Genomic DNA, 19,666 nt, shown 5'->3' on the forward strand with positions numbered 1-19,666 from the left:
AATGGGGACCGGAGGTGCAGGCGACGATTCTTCACAGGCGTGGGAACCGCCGTGTGATCACGGCATTGACGCTGGCCGCCGTGCTGGTCGCCGCTCCGCTCGGGTCGACGGCGTGGGCCGGGTCCGCCCGTGAACAGCTCGAACAGATCCGCGAGCGGCAGGCGCAGATCTCCCGTCAGGCGGCTCAACAGCGCGCCCTCCTGGCACGGTTGGAGGCGGAGGCCAGGAGCGCCGCCGAAGCCTATGCCCGGGCGCAGCGGGAAGAGGAAGAGGCCAACCGCCAGCTCGCCGGAGTGACGGCGGCCCTGTCCCAGGCCCAGGCGGCACTGCGGGAGGCCGAGGCGGAACTGGACCGGGTTTCTCGGCAGTTGAAGGCGCGCCAGCAAGTCCTGGGCGATCGGTTACGATCCTTCTACGTGTATGGAGAAGTGCAGTACCTCGAAGTGCTGATGGGCGCCACCAGCTTCGACGATTTCCTCAGCCGGCTGGACTTCCTGCAGCTCCTCGCCGAGCGCGATGCCCAGATCGTGCAGGACGTGCAGACGGCCCAGGCACAGGTCGCTGTCAGACGTCTGGAGGCGGAACAGCGCCGGAATGAACTGCAGGCGCTCGAAGAGCAGCGGCGGAAGCAATACGAGGAAGCCGCCGCCAAAACGGCAGCTGCGGCCCGGTACAGGCAGCAGCTCAGCCAGCGCGAGGCCGCGCTGCGGCAGGCCCTGGATGAGTTCGAGCGCGAAGGGCAGGAGCTTGCCCGAAAGGCCCGGGAACTGGAACAGCAAGTGGGCCGTGAGCTCGGGCGCCTGGTACTGAGCTACCCGGTACAGCAGCCGGCTCGCATCACCGACGGCTTTGGCTGGCGGCTGCACCCGATCCTGAAGACACGCCGGTTCCATGCCGGGGTCGACTTCGCCGTCCGCGTGGGGCAGCCCATCTACGCGGCGGCCGACGGAAAGGTGCTCTTCGCCGGCTGGCAGAACGGCTACGGGAACGTCGTGATCATCGGCCACGGCAAGGTGCAGGGCAAGTCGGTCGCCACCCTGTACTCGCACAACTCGGCCTTGACGGTCCGTGTGGGACAGGAGGTGAAACGGGGCGACGTCGTCGCGCTGGGCGGCAGCACCGGCCTCGCCACGGGCCCGAACGTGCACTTCGAGGTCATTGTTGACGGCAAACAGGTGGACCCCATGGACTGGCTCCCGAAGTAGCGACCCGACTCACCTCTTCCCCGCGGCCTCCGGAAGCAGTGGGCTGAAAAGCGTGTGCCCCAGCACGGTCCCCAGGGACAAGGTCATGGCGAGCATCGCCCAGGCCGGGTGGATCCGCCCCGAGAGCGAAGCCAGGACGCCGATGGCGTTGAAGCCAAGCGCCAGGAGCAGGTTCCGGACCGTCAGCCGGTAGCTGGTCCCGGCGAGCGTGTGCGCCTCGGCCAGGGCGCTCAGCCGCCCGCCCGGCAGGACCAGGTCCGCGGCGTCGATGGCGATGTCTGTGCCGGCTCCGATCGCGATGCCCACGTCTGCCTGCATGAGCGCCGGCGCGTCGTTGATCCCGTCGCCGGCGAAGGCGACCCGCCGGCCTGCTCGCTGGAGAAGGCGCACGAGATCCCGCTTCGCCTGTGGCAACAGCTCCGCGTGCACCTGGGCGATCCCCAGCTCTCGGGCCACCGCGCGGGCGACACGTTCGTGATCGCCCGTGGCGATCACGGGCTCCACGCCCCGGCCTCGTAGCGCGGCGACGGCCTCGGCGGCGCCGGGCTTCACACGGTCAGCGAGCGCCAGTGCGCCCACGAGCCGGCCCCCGGCGGCCACGTAGACAACGGTGCGGCCTTGTTCACGCTGCTGGGTGGCCCAGGGCAGAGCCGCATCCACCCCGGCAACCCGGTGCGCCGCCAGCAGTTTCTCCGTGCCGACCAGCACCTCCTCTCCCGCCACGCGGGCCACTACACCCTGCCCCGGGATCGCGGTGAAGGCTTCAGGGTCGGTGACGCGCACCCCCCGCTCCGCCGCTCCGGTCACGACGGCCCGGGCCAGGGGGTGCTCGGACGGGTGCTCGGCGGACGCGGCGACGGCCAGCACGCCCTCCGGGTCGCCGCCGGCGGCCCAGACGGCCCCGACATGTGGCTTCCCCTCGGTCAGGGTGCCGGTCTTGTCGAGGACAATGACATCGACCCGGTGAAGCAGCTGAAACGCCTCACCGGAGCGCATGAGGATGCCGCGTTCGGCCGCCTCGCCGCTGGCCCGGAGGATGGACAGCGGGGTGGCCATCCCCAGGGCGCAGGGATAACCCATGACCAGCGTGCCCAGAACGGCGAAGCCCGCCCGGACCCAGTCCGGCTCGCCGGCATAGAGCCATGCCCCGACCGTCCACCCCAGGCCCCCGGTGGCAGCCAGACCGAACACGGCCGGTACGTACGCGAGGAGGATGCGGTCCACGAGGCGCAGGATCCCCGGCTTCATCGCCCGCGCCTCCGCCACCTGGCGGGCCACCTGGCGAACGAACGAGTCCTCGCCCACCCGTGTAACCTCGACGACCAGACTGCCGGTCAGGTTCACCGAGCCGCCCACGACCGAATCGCCGGGCCCGAGGTCGACCGGCAGCGGCTCGCCGGTCACCAGCTGCTGGTCGACGGCCGACGTCCCCTGTACCACGACGCCATCGACCGGAATCCGCTCGCCGGGGCGGATACGGACTCGATCGCCCGGGTGCAGGTCACCCACGGCCACCTCCCGCTCCCCGTCCTCACCGAGCCGGATGGCCGTCTCCGGCTGAAGTGCCAGAAGCCGGCGTACCGACTGCGAAGCCCGGACGTGAACGAGCACCGAGGCATACCCGCCGACGGCGTGGAAGGCCAGGATGTACGCCGTCGCGGCAAGGAACGCACCGGCCGGGAAGCCGGGCCACACGAACCCCGCCACGCCTCCCATGAGGCCGGCCAGCGCAGCCGCCGCGGCGAGCACGTCCTGGTTGAGGATCCTGCGTCGCAGCGACTGCCAGGCGTTCCGGAAGACGAACGAAGCAGGGCCGAAACCTGCGCTCAGCGCCAGCGCGGCCTGGATCCCCCACAGCGCGCGGTCCGGCCCGTACGCTGCGCTGACGCCCATCACGGCAGTTGCTGCCGCCACCAAGAGCCCCATGACCACGGCGATGCGGCGGGCCCGCTGGAGCTCCCGCTCCTCCTCGGCGAACACGTCCTCACGGTCCGGCTCCCGCACCGTGTAGCCCAGGTCCAGCAGCGTGGCGGTGACTGCCTGGGGGTGCAGGCGCCCCGGTTCGTAGTGCACGAGGACCTCTTCGTGGGCGAGGCTCACCTGCACGTCCATGACCCCATTGAGCCGCCGGAGTGCCCGGCGGATGGACTCGGTGCACAGGGAGCAGTGCATCCCGCCGACCCTCAGATGCAGGGTGCTCAAACCCCGTCACTCCCGGCGTCGCCCGTCCGGCAGGGCCTCCTGCCCTACCGGGTGTGCTTGAAGAGCACCTCGATGATGTCGTCGTAGGCCGCCTGCACCTGTTCAGGGTCGCCGGACCGGATGGCGTCGGTGGCGCAGCGCTCGAGGTAGTTGCGCATCATGAGCTTCGTCACGTGACGAAGGGCCTCTTGGGCCGCGGAGAGCTGGACGAGGATCTCGATGCACGGCCGGTCCTCGTCGAGCATCTTCTTCAGGCCCCGGATCTGGCCCTCGATGGAGGACAGGCGCCGGTACGCGTTGGCCCGCAGTTCGGGCATGACGTGGCGGTTCGCAACGGGTAGTTCCTCCACGGTCCGTTCCCCCCCCCCCGGCGTCGGTGTCGTCCGCCATCACCCCCACCCCGTGGGGGTGTTATTCAACGAGAGATGGTACCCCCTTGCGGGGTCACTGTCAAGTCGGCGGGAGCCTTCTGCGACGGGGGCCTTCAACGGCCCGGCGGTGGCACTCCCCTGCGCTCGACACGCCATCGCCAGGGAAGCGAACAGTACCATCGGATCGCGGGCCACGATGGGCTGCCGGTGCATTCCTAAGTAGGGCGAGGCGGGTGAGGGCCAGGTCCGGAGAAGTGGCGCAGGCGGCCCCATTCGGGCCGCCTGCGCTTCAAGCCAGTGCCGCCGCGGCCGTCGCCGCCTGTAGCTGCTGCAACGACCACTGGCACTCCTCGATGCAGAGCCGCAGGTGGTGCGCACCCTCGCTCAGCATCTTCTTCGCCTGCGGATTCACATCCGCGGCAGCCATGTTGCGGAGCTGGGCTTCGACCTGCTGGCACTGCTGGATGCAGGCCTGAATGTCCTGATGGACCGGCATGCGCGCACCTCCTCGCGGCTCACGCCATCTGCATGACCTGCTCACAACCCCGGACGCACTGCTCGATGTGGTGCGCGCCCTGGGTGAGCATGTCCCGTACGGCGGAGTCCGGCACGTTGTTGGCGGCGGCGCGGAGCGTGTTGGCGGCCTGCACGCACTGCTGGATGCAGTTCTGGACCTGTTGCTTGTTCGCCACGGACCTTCACTCCCGTCTGCTCCGTCGTTCGCGCCCTGGACAGGGGGAAGTTTCGCGTCCCCTACCCACCACAGGTATGGTCCCCACCGGTCCCCACGAGCTTGCGCCGCATCGAGCGGAAGAACGTGGGAACCGGCGGCTGGCGAACGTCAAACGGCCTGCAGCTTACCGGCGCCGGACTGGTCGAGCATCCTGCGCAGGCGGCGGAGCGCGACGTGGAGCCGGGACTTGACGGTTCCGAGGGGGATCCCCAGCGTGCGGCCGATGGCGTCAAGCGACATGTCGTTGAGAAAACGGAGCACCACGACGACGCGATAGTGTTCGTCCAGACGACGGACCGCATCCCAGACCTCCCCCGGCGGGTCCGGCAACGACCGGCCGGGTTCGGGCCTCAGCTTCTCCGGCCGCCCGACGGGGACAAGGCGCCAGCGACGTCTCAGAATCTGCAGGGAACTGTTCACGACGATGCGCCGCATCCAGGGCACAAACGTCGCCTTCCCGCCCCGCAGGCGGCGATAGGCGAAAAACGCGTGGACCACGCTCTCCTGAAGGGCATCGCGGGCGTCCGCCTCGTTGCCGAGGAGCGCCAGCGCGAGCCGGTAGAGCTTGCCCTGCTCCGGCGCAAGCAACGTAAAGAATTCATTTTCCTCCGGCCGCATCCGGTCCGCCACGGGCACACCCCCCGTCCTCCCGGATCACGGTCAGGATAGCACCTGACTGTGAAGAACCGATGGAGGCGCTGCGGCGAGTTCTTCACATTTTCTACACAGAAGCACCTTAGAATCGGGGGCCGGAGGGATGAACTTGAACCGGTACCTCTCCTACGCGATGGTGGCGCTCGTCGCCGTGCTCCTGCTCGGGGGCAGCCTGCGGCCGGCCGGTGCCCGCGCGGGGGAGCGACCGGAGGTCGGGTACCGCGCCCCGGACTTCCAGGTCCTTGACCTGGAAGGGCGGCCGGTACGGCTCTCCGACTATCGGGGGGACGTGGTCTTCCTGAACTTCTGGGCCAGCTGGTGCCCCCCGTGCAAGGCCGAGATGCCCGAGATCCGGCGGCTGCACGAGGAAGGGTTGCCCGACCTGACCATCCTGGGGGTAGACCTCACCAACACGGAGGCGTCCCCCGAGGCGGTCGCCCGCTTCATGGCCGCGGGAGGCTACCGCTGGCGGGTCCCCCTCGACACGGATGGGGCAGTGGCCCGGGCATACAACGTCATCTCGATCCCGACCAGCTTCTTCATCGACGCCCGCGGCATCATCCGCAGCAAAGTCATCGGCCCGATGACCTATCCGGCCATGAAGGCAGAGTACGAACGGACCCTTGCCTGGAGGTGAAGCGGGGTGCCTGATGTCCTCGTTCTTGGACCTTTCAACATTCCCACGTACGGCGTGAGCCTGATCGTGGGCGTGCTGGTCTTCTCCGCCCTGGTGCCCCGCCTCGCCTCCACGTTCAGCCTGGGCCGTGCCATCGCGGAGGAGGTCGCCTCCCGGGCGGTCCTGGGGCTCATCGTCGGTGCCAAGCTGGCGGACGTCCTCCGCTCCCCCGCCACCTTCCTGGCACGCCCCCGGCTCCTGCTCGCTCTGCCCAGGGGCCCCGAGCCGCTGATCGGGGCACTCCTGGGCATGGTCTTGTTCACGCTGCCCGTCTGGTGGCCAGCAAGGCGCCACGCCGTGGGTCTCCTCGATATCGTGGCCGTGCCCCTGCTCACCATGGGAGCCGTCGTCTCGGCGGGCAGCGGCGGGCCGCGCGCGGTGCCACTCGGTCTCGGGTTCGCGCTGGCCGCCGCCGCCACGTATGCCTTGCGGACCCGCGGGCGCTTTCCTGGCCACGTTGCCCTGGCGGCGGTGGTCTTCGGTTCTCTTGCGGTGGCCGCGGGGGACCTCCTCGGTCCCGCGCCCGTCTCCCCGTTCGGCGTGAGCGGTACCCAGCTCGCCGCCGGTGCGGCGGGAGGCGGAGCCTATGTTGCAGCGTTGTGGCTGGAGCGGCGCGTGGGACGCGCGCCGCTCCAGCCGCAGACTCCCCACCCGACCGCTGGCGGTTAGGAAGATCCGGGGTGCCGGGGTCTCAAGACCACCTGACCGGGCCGGACCCCGGCTGGGGCCGGCCGTAACTCATCTTCCGCATACCAGCGGTGGGGCCGTCCGTCGCCGAAGTCCAGGACGTAGAAGGGCCGGTCCCACACGACCCGGAGCACGCGGGCCGCCCGGCCCGCGTGCTCCGGCATGTGCGCCACCCGCGGCACGACCACGTCGCCGGGAGCGAAGCGGGGCATCACCATCCGCCGGGGCCACGTGGGCTGCATGAGCCACCACACTCGACACAACCTCCCGTCCGGTCCTCCCATTGCGAGGTTATGTCAACGTGGCTCGCCGTGCCCTGTCAGGTGAATCCAGATCGCCCTCGCAAGTTCTCTGAGTCGGTCCGTCAGTGCCTGGGGGACGGGGCGGCTGGATCGACGGGCTCAGCACCCGGCAAGAACCCCATGTGTTCGGCAAGGAGGTCGAGGTACAGCGTCTGGACGTCCCACAGCGTCGGGTCGTCTACCATCTCTTCCCGGATCACCTTCAGGTAGCGGCGGCATCTCTTGCAGACGTGCAGTTCGGCTTGCGCATCGCCTTCCACGGTCACGATGTCGCCGGGTTCCTCCTCCGGACAGAACGGGCACACGAAGCGCGGCAGGCGCCAGTTCGTGGCGCACCGCCGGCAAATCAAGAGGCGCGGCCCCGGCACCCCGGCCTGCCTTTTCATGATCCGCCCGAGTCCGGGGAGGCTACCGCATACGGGGCAGATCCGCCGGGACCAGAGAACCCCGGTCTCGAGTTCGGGTACGCGCTTGGTCACGGTTCGGGCGTAGGCCCGGAGGTATGCCCTGCGGGCGTGCTCCACGAGGAACCCCGCCCGCCCCTTCAATCCGCATTCGCCCCGTAGCACCCAGCGTCCCATGTCCTCCGGGGCCAGGCGGGCCATCTCGGTTTCCGCGCGGGTCAGGTCGGCGGAAACCGCCTCCGCGTCACCGCCAGGGAAGTGGGGAGCGGCGGCGGCCGCCATCACGCGCACCAGACCGAAGAACGCATCGGGCCGGAGGGCGGGCGGCCAGACGTCCCCGATCGACCGACCCTCCGCGAGGTGGACCCGGAGCGCCGATGGGTCTGGCTCCGGGTTCAAGCCCCACCAGCCATCCGGAGGTGGAAGGGCGGCCAGGGCCCGGTGCAGGGCCAGGGCGCCCGCAGGCGGCTCGACCGGAGGCCAGACCGGCTCACGCACCGGACTTCCCTCCTGCCGCGCCGGCCTTCTCCGTCCGGCCCAGCTCCTCCAGCCACTTGGCGTGGTGGGTCTCCAGGTAGCGGCGATCGACCCAGCCCGAGGTCATCGCCGAGAGGGCCACCCGTGTCTCGCGGTGGAAGGCCGCCAGGAACACGTGGCCGATCACATACGCCAGCAGACCCATGGCGGTCAGGCCATGGAGCGGGTACATCCAGCGAACCAGGCCCACCGGAAAGAGGTTGGGGAAGAGCATGATCAGCCCGCTCCCCAGGAGCACCAGTCCACCCGCGATGAGGACGGCGGACCAGGCTTTCTGCCCGGCGTTGTACTTGCCCTGCGGTGGCAACCGGGAGCCGGAAACGAGCCCGAAGAAGTAGGCGAGGAAGTACCTGCGCCAGGCCCGGTCGTCGGCATCCCACCGAAGGACGTGGGCCGTCCAAGTTCGGAACCCGCCCACCACCGCCAGGGCCAGGATGGCCGTGAAGGCCGCACCAGCCCAGTGGTGCACCACCCGTGCGCCGTACATTCCCCCGAAGAGCGGTGCAAGCCACCCGAACCAGCCGTAGGCGTAAAGGGGCACGCCCGTGAGGACCAGGATGAAGAATGTGACGGCAAGAGCCCAGTGGGCTCCCCGTTCGATCGGCGAGAACTTGCGCACGCGTTCCACGACCTACACCTCGTTTCGCTTGCCGTCGTCACCGCTGCCGTTCATGCGCCGCTGGATGACGAACGCGACGACCGATGCCGCCAGCGAGGCGCCGACTGCGACCCCGCCGACGGGCTTGGTTACCGACTGCCACACGGTCACGGAGGCGGGAACCCGCGGGTTGGCAGGGAGGCCGTACGCCTCGGGCGGACCGGGAAGCAGGTAGACGACCCGGGTCCCGCCCACCCCGGGCGGATCGTAGATCTGGGCGTCCGGAAACTCGTCCCTCACCGCCTCCAGCCGGGCCTTCGCTTCCGCCAGGACCTGTTCCCGCTCGCCGAAGACCAGGGCCCCGGTTGGGCAGGTCTTGACGCAGATCGGCTCCATCCCGTTGGTGATGCGGTCGTAGCAGAGGATGCACTTGGAGACCTTGCGCTCGGCGGCACTGTACTTGGGCACCCCAAAGGGACAGGCACTCTCACAGTAGCGGCAACCGATGCACACGTCCTGGTCGAGGTTCACTGCTCCGGACTCCGTGCGCTCGAGAGCATCCACCGGGCACACCGCGACGCAGGGCGGTTCCCCGCAGTGCAGGCACTGGTGCTTGCGGAAGAACCAGGTCGGTGGCTGGCCGTCGTCACGGGCTACCTCGTAGAACTGGACGTTGACCCAGCGGTTGTAGCCCAGGGAGCCGCCGGCATGCTGGTAGCTGCCTTCGAAGCGGGCTCCTTGCCACTCGCCCGGGAGATCGTACCACTCCTTGCACGCGACCACGCAGCCCCGGCAGCCCACGCAGCGGGTGACGTCCACGAGCTTCGTGACCTCCGCCACCGCTCACACCCCCTCCGCCTTCTGGACGTCACAGAGGAAGACCTTGTATTCCGGGATCATGGTGTTGGCGTCCCCGATGTGGGGGGTCAACACGTTGGCGATGTCCCCGGTCACAAGTCCCAGAAAGCCCCAGTGCCACGGGATCCCGATCTGTTGCACCTGCTTGCCGCCGAGTTGAAGCGGCTGAACACGCGGGGTGACGAGTGCGCGGGCCCGGATCTGGCCCCGGGCGGTGCGCACGACCACCCAGTCGCCCGGCCGGATCCCTCTGGCCTCTGCCAGCGATGGGCTCATCTCCACAAAGGGCTCGGGTACCATCTCGACGAGCCGCGTCTGCCGGCGGGTCACAGCCCCGGAGTGCTGATGCTCCGTGAGCCGCCACGTCGAGGCCACGATCGGGAAGCGCTCGGGGTCGCCGCGGTCGTTGCCCTCGCCAGTCCAGACGCGCACGGCAGGGTTGAGCGGTACCGGGTTCAGGGCGTTCTCGACGGGACTTTCGAAGGGCTCGTAGTGCTCGGGGAACGGTCCATCCACCATGCCGGAGGCGAAGAGGAGGCCCACACCTTCGGGCAGCATGATGAAGGGACTGCGGCCACCCGGGTCCTCTGGCGACCGGGTGGGAGGGAAATCGGGTACGTCATACCCAACCCACTGCTTCTTGCCGCCGTCCCACCAGATCACGGCCTTGTCCGGCGCCCATGGCTGCCCCTCCGGGTCGGCACTGGCTCGGTTGTAGAGCACGCGGCGGTTTGCCGGCCAGGCGAACCCCCAGCCGGGGTAGTTCCCCAATTCACCCGGGTCCTCCAGCTTCCGGGAAGCCGCACGGTTCCCCTTGGTCCCGTAGTACCCGGTGTAGATCCAGCAACCGGCGGCGGTGGAGCCGTCGTCCGCAAGGGCGGCGAAGGAGTCCAACTGCGTCCGGTCCCCCGTCCGGTACCCGTTAAGCTCCGCCGCCACCTTCTCGACGTCCGGCGCGTCGGCCGGGCCGTAATCCCAGTGCAAGTCCCGGATCGGCGCGTCCTCCGGGCGTGTGCTGCTGGCGTAAGCGGCCTTCAGGCGCAACGCCAGGTTGTGGACGATCCACAGGTCCGACCGGGCGTCGCCCGGGGGAGCCGTGGCCTGCCAGCGCCACTGTAGCAGCCTTCCGGAGTTGGTGACGGAGCCTGCTTTTTCGAGGAAATGCGCCGCCGGGAGCAGGAAGACCTCGGTCTGGATCGTCTTGGGGTCCACGCCGGGCCGCTTCCAGAAGCCGGCGGTCTCGTTCTCGAAGATGTCCACCGTCACGAGCCAGTCCAGCTTCTCCAGCGCCCGGGCCTCCTTGCCGGCGTTGGGGCCCGAGCAAACCGGATTCTGCCCGAAGTTGAAGAGGCCGCGGATCTTGCCGGCGTACATGTCCTCGAACAAGGCGATGTGCGAGTAGTTCTTTCCGGCCCTCAGCTTGGGCAGGTAATCGTAGGCGAAGTCGTTCTCCGGTGTTGCCTTGTCGCCCCAGTAGGCCTTGAGGAGGCTGACGAGGAACTTGGGCCGGTTTGTCCAGTATCCGGCCTTGGGGGTCGAAGCGTTGTAGGCCGCCAGGTTCGGGTGCGCGGCCTCGTCCGGAGTGGGCAGGTAGCCGGGCAGGTTGTTGAAGAGGAGGGACACGTCCGTCGAACCCTGCACGTTCGAGAGGCCGCGCAGCGCGTTAACGCCGCCCCCCGGACGCCCGATGTTCCCCAGCAGCATCTGCAGAATGGCGTAGGCGCGCACGTTCTGCGACCCCACCGTGTGCTGGGTCCCGCCCATGGCGTAGAGGATCGTGCCCGTCTTGTCGGGCGCGGCCGTCGAGAGGAACAGGTCCGCGATCTGCAGGAAACGCTCCCTCGGCATGCCGGTGACCCGCGCGACGGTGTCCGGGTCGTAGCGGCTGTAGTGCGCTTTCATGAGCTGGAACACTGTGCGGGGGTGCTGGAGCGTCGGGTCCTGTAGGATCTTCCCCTCGGTATCTGTCTGGTACTTCCAGGTCGACTTGTCGTACCGGCGCTTCTCGGGATCGTAGCCAGTGAAGAGGCCCTCCCGGAAACCGAAACTTTCGTCGACCAGGTACGAGGCGTTCGTATAGTTGACGACGTACTCCCGGTGGAAGCGCCCGGTCTCCAGGGCCAGGTTGATGAGTCCGCCGATGAAAGCGATGTCAGTCCCCGGCCGGAGTGGGGCATAGAGGTCCGCCAGGGCCGAGGTGCGGGTGAAACGGGGATCCACGCTGATGATCTTGGCCCCGCGGCGCTCACGTGCCTCGAGAATCCAGTTGAACCCCACCGGGTGGTTTTCCGCCGGGTTGGCACCGATGATAAGTGCCACGTCGGTGTTCCGCATGTCCACCCAGTGGTTCGTCATCGCACCACGACCGAACGAGTTCGCCAGACCGGCGACTGTGGAGGAGTGTCATATCCTCGCCTGGTGTTCGATGTAGACCACGCCCAGGGCGCGCATCAGCTTCCCGATCAAGTAGCACTCTTCGTTGTTCACGATCGCGCTACCCAGGCTAGCGATGGCCTCTGTCCGGGAGACGGTCGTGCCGGCTTCGTTCCTGTACTCGAACGTGGCATCCCGTGTTTCCTTCACCCGCTGGACGATCCGATCCAGGGCCCATTCCCACGTCTTCTCTTCCCACTCTGTTGCTCCCGGCGCCCGGTAGAGCACGCGGGTGAGCCGTTCCGGGTTCGTTGCCATCTCCCGCAGGGCCATCCCCTTGGCGCACAAGCGGCCCTGGTTGATCGGGTTGTCGGGGTCGCCTTCGACGGTGACGAGCTTCCCGTCCCGGACGTAGGCCGTCACGCCGCAGCCGACCGCGCAAAAGTAACAGACGGACTGCACGGGCGTTGTGGAGGCCGTCTTCAACGTGCGAACACGGGCCCGGGCCGACCGTACGTCGAAGCCCAGCTCGAGCAGCCAGGCCAGCGCCGTGCCCGCTCCGGTCGTCTGCAAGAAGCGCCTGCGGCTCATCATGGTCATGTGCATCCCTCCCGGGAATTGATGTAATTGACCGTGCGTGCGACGAAATCGAAAGGCTGATACTATACATGGTAGAGGAATACTGACCGTGTCACAGTAACTGGAGTCACCGTGAGACCTCAAGGAATATGGAGGTTGGGACAGTGGCACGGCAGGAACCCAGCGAGTTAGCCACTGTAATCGACCTGAGTATCTTCGAACCTTTCGAGCGCGAGCAGTTGTCCCACCAGGCCTACGTCGTGAACCTGGCAGAGGGCAGCCACCTGTTTGCCGAGGCCGACGAAGTCAACGCCATCTTTCTCGTCATCCAGGGGACCGTCTACTGTTACCGTTCTTCCCTCGCAGGGCGGGAGGTACGAGAGCGAGTGGCGGGTCCCGGCGAACTCGTATGCCCCTTGGCAATCGTGGATGGCCGGCCCGCCCCGGCCTCCGTGCGTGCGCGCTGCGATTCGCAGTGCGTGGCCATCCCCGCCGACGTTGCCCGCCAGAGCGTCGAGAGGGCCACTCCTTTCGGGCGTGCCATCGTCAAAGAGCTCTGCCGTTGCTGCCGGCGCATGTCTCGCCAGCTGACGCTGCTTTCCCTCGAGGGTACAGAGCAGCGGGTGGCCTGGGTCCTGTCCGAACTGTGCGAGAACCCGGGGAATGCCACAGAGGTGGCGGCAACGGTGACTCGGGCGGGGCCCGTGGAGCTGCGGTTGACACACGGGGACCTGGCCGCGCTCGTCGGAACGTCCCGGGAGGTGGTCTCCCGCGCCCTGTCGCATCTGCGTGGCTTGGGCCTCGTCCAGACCGGTCGCCGGCGCATCGCCGTCCCTGATGTTCTTCGACTGGTGCGGTTCACCCGGGGTTCGGCTGAGCCGGAGCCGGGCAACGTCACACCAGGGTGCGGGACAAGGCGCCGATGATGCCGCCGGTACGAAATCGCAATACCTCCACTACCCCTTCACAAAAACTACACACCTGCCACCTAGAATGGCTCGCAGGGGCTGACGCATCCCCATCTCCCGTCGAGGTTGGCGGCGCGCCCGCCCCCATCCGCCGAACATGGTCGCTGGAGGTGGCAGGCGTGGTTCCCGAGCACCCGGTAACAGGGAACGGTCATCACCACGAGGCTCGCCATGGCCACGCGAGTCCGGCACGGAACCGGCGGGCGCCCTGGCGATCCTGGGCGCTCTGGGCGGGCGGCGCCGCGGCTATTGTCACTCTCTTCTGGCTTCTGTCCGGCAACGGTCGGTCGAGCCTTCTGTACCTGGGGCTGCTCCTTCTCTGCCCGCTCATGCACCTGTTCATGGGGCACGGCGGCCATGGACACGGAGGTCACGGGAACGGGGGCACGGCAGCCCGGCGCGACGAGGACGGGCCCGCATGATGCAGTGGCGGACGCCAAACCCGTGGGCAGCCCGCCGGGTCCGGCGGCCCGTGCGGAGGCGGTTCGTGCTCCTCGTGGCTGCTGCCGCGCTCACCAGCCTTGCCATCTGGGGCGGGGTGGCCGTGGGCGGCGGAAAAGGGGAGGACAGCGAGCCGGTCACCGCCAATCCGGTTGCCGACCGGGGCGCGGTAGCCGCTTCTGCGTCCCGTGAACCGGCCAGGGCGGGCAATCCTGCATCAGCCGGCGTGGTCGCGACGGAAACGGAGCAGGCGCACGGCGCAGGCATGAACCCACCCTTGCGGCCGCGCTTCCCCGAACCGGCGCGTAGCAGCCTTCTCGCTGAACGCATGCCGGCGCGAAACCCCCCTCCGGAGGAGCCGCCGCCCAAGATCCGCACCTACCGGGTACAGCCCGGAGACACGCTGAGCGAGATCGCCGCCCGGTTCGGTGTCCGGTCGGAAACCATCCTGTGGGCCAACACCCTCTCGAGCCCGGATCGCCTGCAGGTCGGCCAGGAACTGCGCGTCCCCGCCCGGGACGGGGTGCTGCACCGGGTCGCAGAGGGCGACACGATGTGGGACCTCGCCCGCCGGTACGGGGTCAGCACGAACGACATCGTCGAGGCCAACCCGGACGTGGAACCGGGTGCCGTGGGCGTGGGCGAATGGCTCCTGATCCCCGGCGCACGGCCGCTTCCCCCGCCGGGGCCCCAGGCGCCGGCCACCCCGCGTCCGGCCCGGGCCCCGCGTCCGGGCGGCAGCCAGCCCGGGCCGGGTGAGCCGGCAGGATCGACTGCGCCCCAGGCACAGGGACAGGACGCAGCGGGCAAGTTCGGCCTGTGGCCCCTCCGGGGCCGCATCACCAGCGGCTTCGGGTGGCGGATCAATCCCGTGACGCGCCGGCGGTCCTTCCATGACGGCGTGGACATCGCGGTGCCCGTCGGAACGCCGGTCCGGGCCGTCGCCGCCGGCACGGTCGTGTACTCCGGCTGGCTGGGCGGGTGGGGCCGCACGGTCAAGATCGACCACGGAAACGGCATCGTGACGCGCTACTCACACCTGCAAGCCATTCTCGTGCAGCCCGGAGTCCGCGTCGACGCCGGCCAGGAGATCGCCCTGAGCGGCAGCACCGGGGTGTCGACCGGACCACACCTGGATTTCGGCGTCTACCGAGGCGAGGAGCCGCTCAACCCCTTCGCCTGGCTGCCCTGAGCTCACGAAACACAGGCACCCGGGAGGTCGCGACCCCGTCCGGGATCGAGGCTCCAGGGTGCCGTTCGCGTATGAGCTCATCATGCTTCTCCGATTTCCAGCGTCCCTCGTTGCCCGAGCTGGGCGTGCCCGGGGATGTCGCAGAAGAATTCGTACGTACCGGGTTCGTCGGCGTTCAGTTCCACGGTGCGACTGCCTCCGGGGGCGATGTCCACCAGGCGCACGCCCAGGTCCGGGATCGCAAAGTTGTGCGGAACGGTCCCGTCGTTCCGGACCGTGAGCACCAACCGCCTCCCCGCTTGCACCCGGACCGTCGCCGGCTCGATCTTCCATTCGACGATCCTCGCCGTGACCTCGGCCCTCTCGGCGCCAGGGCTCGCAGGCGCGGCCGGAACCGAATCGGCGCTGGCCGGAGCCCAAGGGCCGTACCTGCCCCACATGGCGCCGCGCATCCCCCTCATCCAGCCGAAGCCCGGCGGCCCGCCGCGCCCCCAGCCGCCCATGAAGCCCCACCGGCCGTATCCGGGCCCCCAGCCCGTAGCCCCGGCCACGCCGCTGAGAGCGACCGCCCCGGCCGCCCCGAGGGCCGCCAGCGCGACCAACACGACCCACCACGGTCCACGTCGCATCACACATCCCCCTGTTCGGCTGCGTCTCGCTGTTGTCTGTCCTGCTCCCTCAGGATACCCCATGGGGTGTGCGAACGATGTGGACGGCATTTGTTGATTTCATGAACACGCGCCGCCTGGGCCCTCGGACAACCCGCCGGGCCACTGGTGGGCCGGTGAAGGTCAAGGGGGAATCGACCGGTCGACGTCCAATTCCTTAGAAGTGTTGTGGGCGCCCGGGTGGCCCTCGCCCTCCTGCCGGCGGCCGGCCGGCCCAGACACCGGTCACCCTTCCGGCCACGGGCCCCGCCCAGCCAGGCCCGGCCGCCTACCCGGAGCGGCCGGGCCCGGTGCTGCCGAGAGCGTCGGGAAGACCCGCACGGAGGGATGGACATGCACCTCGGCCCATACGCCGGCGCCACCTACGCCCTGATCACACACTGGGCGGTGGGCATCGCGCTGACGGTGGCAGTGGCCGACACCGAGGTCGGCCTGATCCGCGACCACCCCCTGTACGGGCGCCGGCTGTCCGGCCGGGTCGTCCCCCCGCTGGCGACCACGGGGCTTCTCAGCCCTTTCCTTCTGAACGGGCACTTGCACAGCCTGCCGCCGCGCTGGGTGCTCGTCTCCATGGCGCTGATGCTGCCCTTCGCCTGGCTCAGCTGGCGGTGGGCGAAGACGTGGGTCGGCTGGTCGCCGGCGCTGCGCCGCCGCCGCCTCGGCGTGTGGGCGGTGGGCGCCGGGCTGGCGGCGGTGGCGCTCTCGAACCTGCTGGCCCTGCGCGACCTCCAGCCGGCCTGGCGGATGGTCATCCCGATGTCCATCTTCGCCGGGACGGTGGCCCTCCCGGGCGCCCTGACGAACCTCTCGCTCATGGCCCTCACGGCCGGCCTCCCCGCCGAGGTCCCCGGGGGCCCGGCCCGGGGGGTGGCCGAGGTCGGGGGCTTCGGCGTGCTCGTGAACCTGCTGGCGCTGGGGGACGCCGGACTCGCCTGGCTCCAGTCCGGCGGCTCCTGGCCGGCGCCCGCCGGGGCGTTCCTCCTCGCCTGGGCGGCGGGCGCCCTCGCCATCCCCGGGAGCATCCTGCTCGCGCGCCTGTGGTGGCGGACGATGCCGGATGCGATCTTCATGCCGGCGGCCCTCGTGTCCGCGGTGGTCGGACAGTGGTTCGGGTTGGCGCTGATCTTCCGCTTCCCCGGACTCGTCCCGCCGATCCGGTGGTCCTGAGCCCCGTTCAGTGGCCCGGCAGAGCCCCGGAGAGCCGAAGGCCCCGCAGCCGGCCGGCGTTGAGGACCACGGAAACCGAACTCAGCGCCATCGCAGCGCCGGCGACGATCGGGCTCAGGAGCCCGGCGGCGGCGACCGGGATGCCGATGACGTTGTAGACGAAGGCGAAGAACAGGTTCTGCCGGACGTTGCGCATGGTGGCGCGGGACAGGGCGATCGCCCGGGGGACGCCGAGGAGGTCGCCGCTCATGAGCGTGATGTCGGCGGCCGCCATCGCCACGTCCGTGCCGGTGCCGATCGCGATGCCCACATCGGCCTGGGCCAGGGCGGGCGCGTCGTTGATGCCGTCGCCCACCATGGCGACGATCTTGCCCTCGCCCTGGAGCTTGCGGATGGTTTCCGCCTTGTCCCCGGGCAGGACCTCCGCCAGCACGCGCCGGATGCCCAGCCGGCGGGCGACGGCCTCCGCCGTGCGGCGGTTGTCGCCGGTGAGCATGACCACCTCGAGCCCCATGTGCTGGAGCCGCTGCACGGCTTCGGCGGAGGTCTCCTTCACGGTGTCCGCGACGGCGATGAGGCCCGACACCCGGCCGTCGACGGCCACGTAGAAGGGCGTCTTGCCCTCGTCCGCCAGCGCCTCCGCCCGGGCCGGCAGGTCGCCGGGGTCGAGCTCCAGTTCGTCCATGAGCCGGCGGTTGCCGATGGCCACCGCCCGGCCGCTCACACGCGCCGAGACGCCGTGCCCGGGGATCGCCGTGAACCCTTCGGCGGATGGCACTTCCAGCCCCCGGTCGCGAGCGCCCCGGACCACGGCCTGGGCAAGAGGGTGCTCCGAGGGTGCCTCGGCCCCGGCGGCCAGGCGCAGCAGTTCGTCGGGATCAACCCCCGGCGCGGGCGCCACATCGGTCAGGGAGGGTTCCCCCCGCGTGAGCGTCCCTGTCTTGTCCAGGACGATGGCCTGAAGGCGCTGGGCCATCTCGAGCGCCGTGCCGCTGCGGATGAGGATGCCGGCCTCCGCCCCCTTGCCGGTGCCGATCATGATGGACGTGGGCGTGGCCAGCCCCAGCGCGCACGGACACGCGATGATGAGCACGGCGACGAAGTTGATGAGCGCCCGGTTGATGGACGGCTCAGGCCCGTACAGGTACCACAGGATGAACGAGACGCCGGCCACCCAGAACACGGCGGGGACGAAGTACCCGGTGACGCGGTCGACCAGGCGCTGGATGGGCGCCTTGGACCCCTGCGCCTCTTCGACCATGCGGATGATCTGCTGCAGGACCGTGTCCTTGCCCACCCGGGTGGCGCGGACCTTCAGGCTGCCTGTGGTGTTCACGGTGGCGCCGATCACGGTGTCCCCCGGGGCCTTGTCGACGGGAAGGCTCTCGCCGGTGAGCATCGACTCGTCGACCGCCGAGCGCCCTTCCACGACCTCGCCGTCGGTGGGAATCTTCTCACCGGGGCGGACCACCATGACATCGCCAGGCACGATGTCCTGAATGGGGATCTCGATCTCCCGCCCCTCCCGGATGACGCGGGCGGTGCGGGCCTGGAGGCCCATGAGCTTGCGGATGGCCTCGGAGGTGGATCCCTTCGCGATGGCCTCGAGGAGACGCCCAAGGATGATGAGCGTCGTGATGACCGCCGTGGCCTCGAAGTAGAGCTGCGGCTCCACGCCGGCCGCCCGGAACCAGCCGGGGAAGAGGAGCGCTGCGAGGCTGTACAGGTACGCGGCCAGCGTGCCCACGGCGATCAGGGCGTTCATGTCCGCCGTGCGCACCCGGAACGCGTGCCAGGCGCCGACCAGGAAACTGCTGCCGGCCCAGAACAGGATCGGCGTGGTCAGGACGGCCTGGAGCCAGGGGTTACGGAGCACCGGGACGTGAAATCCGAAGTACTCACTCATGGCACCGACGACGACCGGCAGCGTGAGCACGGCGCCCACGGCCGTCCGGCGTCTGAGGTCGGCGATCTCGGCCCTGCGGGCTTCCTGCTCCCGGTCGAGCTCGCCGGCCGCGCCCTCGATCTCCCGGGGCTCGCCGGGACGGTAGGGACCCGCCTCGGCCACGGCCTCCGCCACCTTCGCCGGGCTGGTCACGGCCGGCACGAACTCCACGGCCAGCTCACTTTTCGCCGCGTTCACGGCCACGTTGACCACGCCAGGGACGGCCTCGGCGACCGCCTCCACTCGATGGGCGCAGGAGGCACAGCGGAGGCCCTGCAGGGGGATCCGGGCGTGACGGGTCTCGGGTCCGCGGGGAGCGGCGCGCTCAGTGGGCATGGCTACCACCCCCTCCGCCCGCTTCGACCACGAGGGTGCCGCGGTACATCCCCATCCCACAGGTGAACGTGAACGTACCGTCACGGTCCGGGGTGAACTCGACGGTGGTCACCTCGCCCACCGGTAGCACCCGAGAGACGTTGAAATCCGGAAAGATCACCCGCTCGGCGCAGCTGGACGTGTCCAGGCGCCGGAACCGCAGGCGGACCGGAACCCCCTGGCGCACCACGATCCGTGGCGGGGAGTACCCGCCCTGGACCGTCACGTCGATCTCCTGCACTCCTCCCGGCTGGCTCCGGGCCCGGGCGCCGGCACGCGGGCCAAAGAAGAACCAGGCGAGAAACAGCGTGTAGATCGTGATCCAGATGGTCGCCCAGACGGCCTTCATTCGCTATGCGCGGTGACCGTGGCCGCGCTGGCCGTGGCCACCTTCCTCCTTCCCCAGGTACTTGCCGGGATTCTGCTCGAACTTGGTCTTGCACATCGGGGAACAGAAGTAGTACGTCTGTCCCTGGTGTTCGCTGGTCGCCGCCGCCTTCGCCGGCTCGACCTCCATGCCGCAGACGGGGTCCTTGGCCATGTGCCGTTCACCTCCAGCTCATAGGATGCCCCCGTAGGGCACCTGAACAGGATGGTTCCCTGCTTTCCCCGGGTTTTCCTCCCAGACACCCATGGACCTCATGGCCGTTCTTCGTCCGGGCCTGGTACAGTTCCGGCGGTCATCAGGCCACCGTTCTCGGGCGCGTCGTAGTCCCGGAGCCACCGCACCT

At 69.4% G+C, this 19,666-nt stretch carries 21 protein-coding genes; 7 read left to right on the top strand and 14 right to left on the bottom strand.

What is annotated here, in order from left to right; translation table 11 throughout:
• Positions 1-53 precede the first annotated feature (53 nt).
• Positions 54-1,205 (top strand): peptidoglycan DD-metalloendopeptidase family protein, encoded by a 1,152-nt coding sequence (locus caldi_RS11115; protein ID WP_264841835.1) that lies wholly within the window; start codon positions 54-56, stop codon positions 1,203-1,205.
• 9 nt (positions 1,206-1,214) lie between these two features.
• Here caldi_RS11115 and caldi_RS11120 read toward each other — a convergent pair whose 3' ends face one another.
• From caldi_RS11120 to caldi_RS11140, 5 genes are all read right to left on the bottom strand, one after another.
• Complete coding sequence (locus caldi_RS11120) at positions 1,215-3,407, bottom strand: heavy metal translocating P-type ATPase (RefSeq protein WP_264841836.1); 2,193 nt, start codon at positions 3,405-3,407, stop codon at positions 1,215-1,217.
• A 44-nt stretch (positions 3,408-3,451) separates the two neighbouring features.
• Positions 3,452-3,757 (bottom strand): metal-sensitive transcriptional regulator, encoded by a 306-nt coding sequence (locus caldi_RS11125; RefSeq protein WP_264841837.1) that lies wholly within the window; start codon positions 3,755-3,757, stop codon positions 3,452-3,454.
• A gap of 310 nt (positions 3,758-4,067) precedes the next feature.
• Positions 4,068-4,274 (bottom strand): hypothetical protein, encoded by a 207-nt coding sequence (locus caldi_RS11130; protein WP_264841838.1) that lies wholly within the window; start codon positions 4,272-4,274, stop codon positions 4,068-4,070.
• 19 nt (positions 4,275-4,293) lie between these two features.
• Positions 4,294-4,470: a hypothetical protein gene (locus caldi_RS11135; RefSeq protein ID WP_264841839.1), complete on the bottom strand. Its 177-nt coding sequence runs from the start codon at positions 4,468-4,470 to the stop codon at positions 4,294-4,296.
• 149 nt (positions 4,471-4,619) lie between these two features.
• Positions 4,620-5,141, bottom strand: coding sequence for an RNA polymerase sigma factor (locus caldi_RS11140; RefSeq protein WP_264841840.1), 522 nt, complete (start codon positions 5,139-5,141; stop codon positions 4,620-4,622).
• A gap of 127 nt (positions 5,142-5,268) precedes the next feature.
• Here caldi_RS11140 and caldi_RS11145 point away from each other — a divergent pair, with 127 nt between their 5' ends.
• Together caldi_RS11145 and caldi_RS11150 are read left to right on the top strand one after the other, a co-directional pair.
• A complete protein-coding gene (locus caldi_RS11145; RefSeq protein ID WP_264841841.1) occupies positions 5,269-5,802 on the top strand; it encodes a TlpA family protein disulfide reductase in 534 nt (177 codons plus the stop codon).
• 6 nt (positions 5,803-5,808) lie between these two features.
• A complete protein-coding gene (locus tag caldi_RS11150) occupies positions 5,809-6,510 on the top strand; it encodes a prolipoprotein diacylglyceryl transferase family protein (RefSeq protein WP_264841842.1) in 702 nt (233 codons plus the stop codon).
• On the opposite strand, the gene caldi_RS11155 is transcribed toward caldi_RS11150, so the two are convergent.
• The 5 genes from caldi_RS11155 to fdnG form a co-directional block, all read right to left on the bottom strand.
• A complete protein-coding gene (locus caldi_RS11155) occupies positions 6,507-6,782 on the bottom strand; it encodes a hypothetical protein (protein ID WP_264841843.1) in 276 nt (91 codons plus the stop codon). The genes caldi_RS11150 and caldi_RS11155 overlap by 4 nt on opposite strands.
• A gap of 110 nt (positions 6,783-6,892) precedes the next feature.
• Positions 6,893-7,732, bottom strand: coding sequence for a formate dehydrogenase accessory protein FdhE (locus caldi_RS11160; RefSeq protein ID WP_264841844.1), 840 nt, complete (start codon positions 7,730-7,732; stop codon positions 6,893-6,895).
• A complete protein-coding gene (locus caldi_RS11165; RefSeq protein WP_264841845.1) occupies positions 7,725-8,399 on the bottom strand; it encodes a formate dehydrogenase subunit gamma in 675 nt (224 codons plus the stop codon). The genes caldi_RS11160 and caldi_RS11165 overlap by 8 nt, the downstream gene beginning before the upstream one ends.
• Before the next feature lie 3 nt (positions 8,400-8,402).
• Positions 8,403-9,209, bottom strand: coding sequence for a 4Fe-4S dicluster domain-containing protein (locus caldi_RS11170; RefSeq protein ID WP_264841846.1), 807 nt, complete (start codon positions 9,207-9,209; stop codon positions 8,403-8,405).
• A gap of 3 nt (positions 9,210-9,212) precedes the next feature.
• Entirely contained in the window at positions 9,213-12,200 is a 2,988-nt protein-coding gene (gene fdnG / locus caldi_RS11175; protein WP_264841847.1) for a formate dehydrogenase-N subunit alpha, read from the bottom strand.
• 143 nt (positions 12,201-12,343) lie between these two features.
• Here fdnG and caldi_RS11180 point away from each other — a divergent pair, with 143 nt between their 5' ends.
• Genes caldi_RS11180 through caldi_RS11185 form a run of 3 tightly spaced genes read left to right on the top strand, consistent with a single transcriptional unit; the run spans position 12,344 to position 14,780 of the window.
• Entirely contained in the window at positions 12,344-13,105 is a 762-nt protein-coding gene (locus caldi_RS11180) for a Crp/Fnr family transcriptional regulator (protein WP_264841848.1), read from the top strand.
• On the top strand, positions 13,105-13,569 hold the full coding sequence (locus caldi_RS17650; RefSeq protein ID WP_319951825.1) for a DUF2933 domain-containing protein: 465 nt from the start codon (positions 13,105-13,107) through the stop codon (positions 13,567-13,569). The genes caldi_RS11180 and caldi_RS17650 overlap by 1 nt, the downstream gene beginning before the upstream one ends.
• Positions 13,566-14,780: a M23 family metallopeptidase gene (locus caldi_RS11185; protein ID WP_264841849.1), complete on the top strand. Its 1,215-nt coding sequence runs from the start codon at positions 13,566-13,568 to the stop codon at positions 14,778-14,780. The genes caldi_RS17650 and caldi_RS11185 overlap by 4 nt, the downstream gene beginning before the upstream one ends.
• An 80-nt stretch (positions 14,781-14,860) precedes the next feature.
• On the opposite strand, the gene caldi_RS11190 is transcribed toward caldi_RS11185, so the two are convergent.
• The gene (locus tag caldi_RS11190; protein ID WP_264841850.1) at positions 14,861-15,409 is read right to left on the bottom strand and encodes a cupredoxin domain-containing protein; all 549 of its coding nucleotides are present in this window, start codon (positions 15,407-15,409) and stop codon (positions 14,861-14,863) included.
• 372 nt (positions 15,410-15,781) lie between these two features.
• Between caldi_RS11190 and caldi_RS11195 the strand changes: the two genes are divergently transcribed.
• Positions 15,782-16,615, top strand: coding sequence for a hypothetical protein (locus tag caldi_RS11195; protein ID WP_264841851.1), 834 nt, complete (start codon positions 15,782-15,784; stop codon positions 16,613-16,615).
• A gap of 7 nt (positions 16,616-16,622) precedes the next feature.
• Here the strand turns inward: caldi_RS11195 and caldi_RS11200 are convergent, their stop codons facing one another.
• From caldi_RS11200 to caldi_RS11210, 3 genes are read right to left on the bottom strand one after another with little or no spacing between them, the layout of a single operon-like run.
• Positions 16,623-18,896 carry a heavy metal translocating P-type ATPase gene (locus tag caldi_RS11200; protein WP_264841852.1) on the bottom strand — a complete coding sequence of 758 codons (2,274 nt, stop codon included), beginning with the start codon at positions 18,894-18,896 and terminating at the stop codon, positions 16,623-16,625.
• Positions 18,886-19,284, bottom strand: coding sequence for a cupredoxin domain-containing protein (locus caldi_RS11205; protein ID WP_264841853.1), 399 nt, complete (start codon positions 19,282-19,284; stop codon positions 18,886-18,888). Before caldi_RS11205 ends, caldi_RS11200 begins: the two co-directional genes overlap by 11 nt.
• A 3-nt stretch (positions 19,285-19,287) precedes the next feature.
• Positions 19,288-19,476 carry a YHS domain-containing protein gene (locus caldi_RS11210; protein WP_264841854.1) on the bottom strand — a complete coding sequence of 63 codons (189 nt, stop codon included), beginning with the start codon at positions 19,474-19,476 and terminating at the stop codon, positions 19,288-19,290.
• Positions 19,477-19,666 lie beyond the last annotated feature (190 nt).

The sequence above is a fragment of the Caldinitratiruptor microaerophilus genome, assembly GCF_025999835.1.
Classification (GTDB): Bacteria; Bacillota; Sulfobacillia; order Symbiobacteriales; family ZC4RG38; genus Caldinitratiruptor; species Caldinitratiruptor microaerophilus.

Excerpts from the sequence above, each read along its gene's own strand:
- caldi_RS11130 (WP_264841838.1), bottom strand. The coding sequence starts at position 4,274 with ATGCCGGTCCATCAGGACATTCAGGCCTGCATCCAGCAGTGCCAGCAG.
- caldi_RS11145 (WP_264841841.1), top strand. The coding sequence starts at position 5,269 with ATGAACTTGAACCGGTACCTCTCCTACGCGATGGTGGCGCTCGTCGCC.
- caldi_RS17650 (WP_319951825.1), top strand. The coding sequence starts at position 13,105 with ATGCCGCCGGTACGAAATCGCAATACCTCCACTACCCCTTCACAAAAA.
- caldi_RS11185 (WP_264841849.1), top strand. The coding sequence starts at position 13,566 with ATGATGCAGTGGCGGACGCCAAACCCGTGGGCAGCCCGCCGGGTCCGG.
- caldi_RS11190 (WP_264841850.1), bottom strand. The coding sequence starts at position 15,409 with ATGCGACGTGGACCGTGGTGGGTCGTGTTGGTCGCGCTGGCGGCCCTC.
- caldi_RS11195 (WP_264841851.1), top strand. The coding sequence starts at position 15,782 with ATGCACCTCGGCCCATACGCCGGCGCCACCTACGCCCTGATCACACAC.
- caldi_RS11200 (WP_264841852.1), bottom strand. The coding sequence starts at position 18,896 with ATGCCCACTGAGCGCGCCGCTCCCCGCGGACCCGAGACCCGTCACGCC.
- caldi_RS11205 (WP_264841853.1), bottom strand. The coding sequence starts at position 19,284 with ATGAAGGCCGTCTGGGCGACCATCTGGATCACGATCTACACGCTGTTT.
- caldi_RS11210 (WP_264841854.1), bottom strand. The coding sequence starts at position 19,476 with ATGGCCAAGGACCCCGTCTGCGGCATGGAGGTCGAGCCGGCGAAGGCG.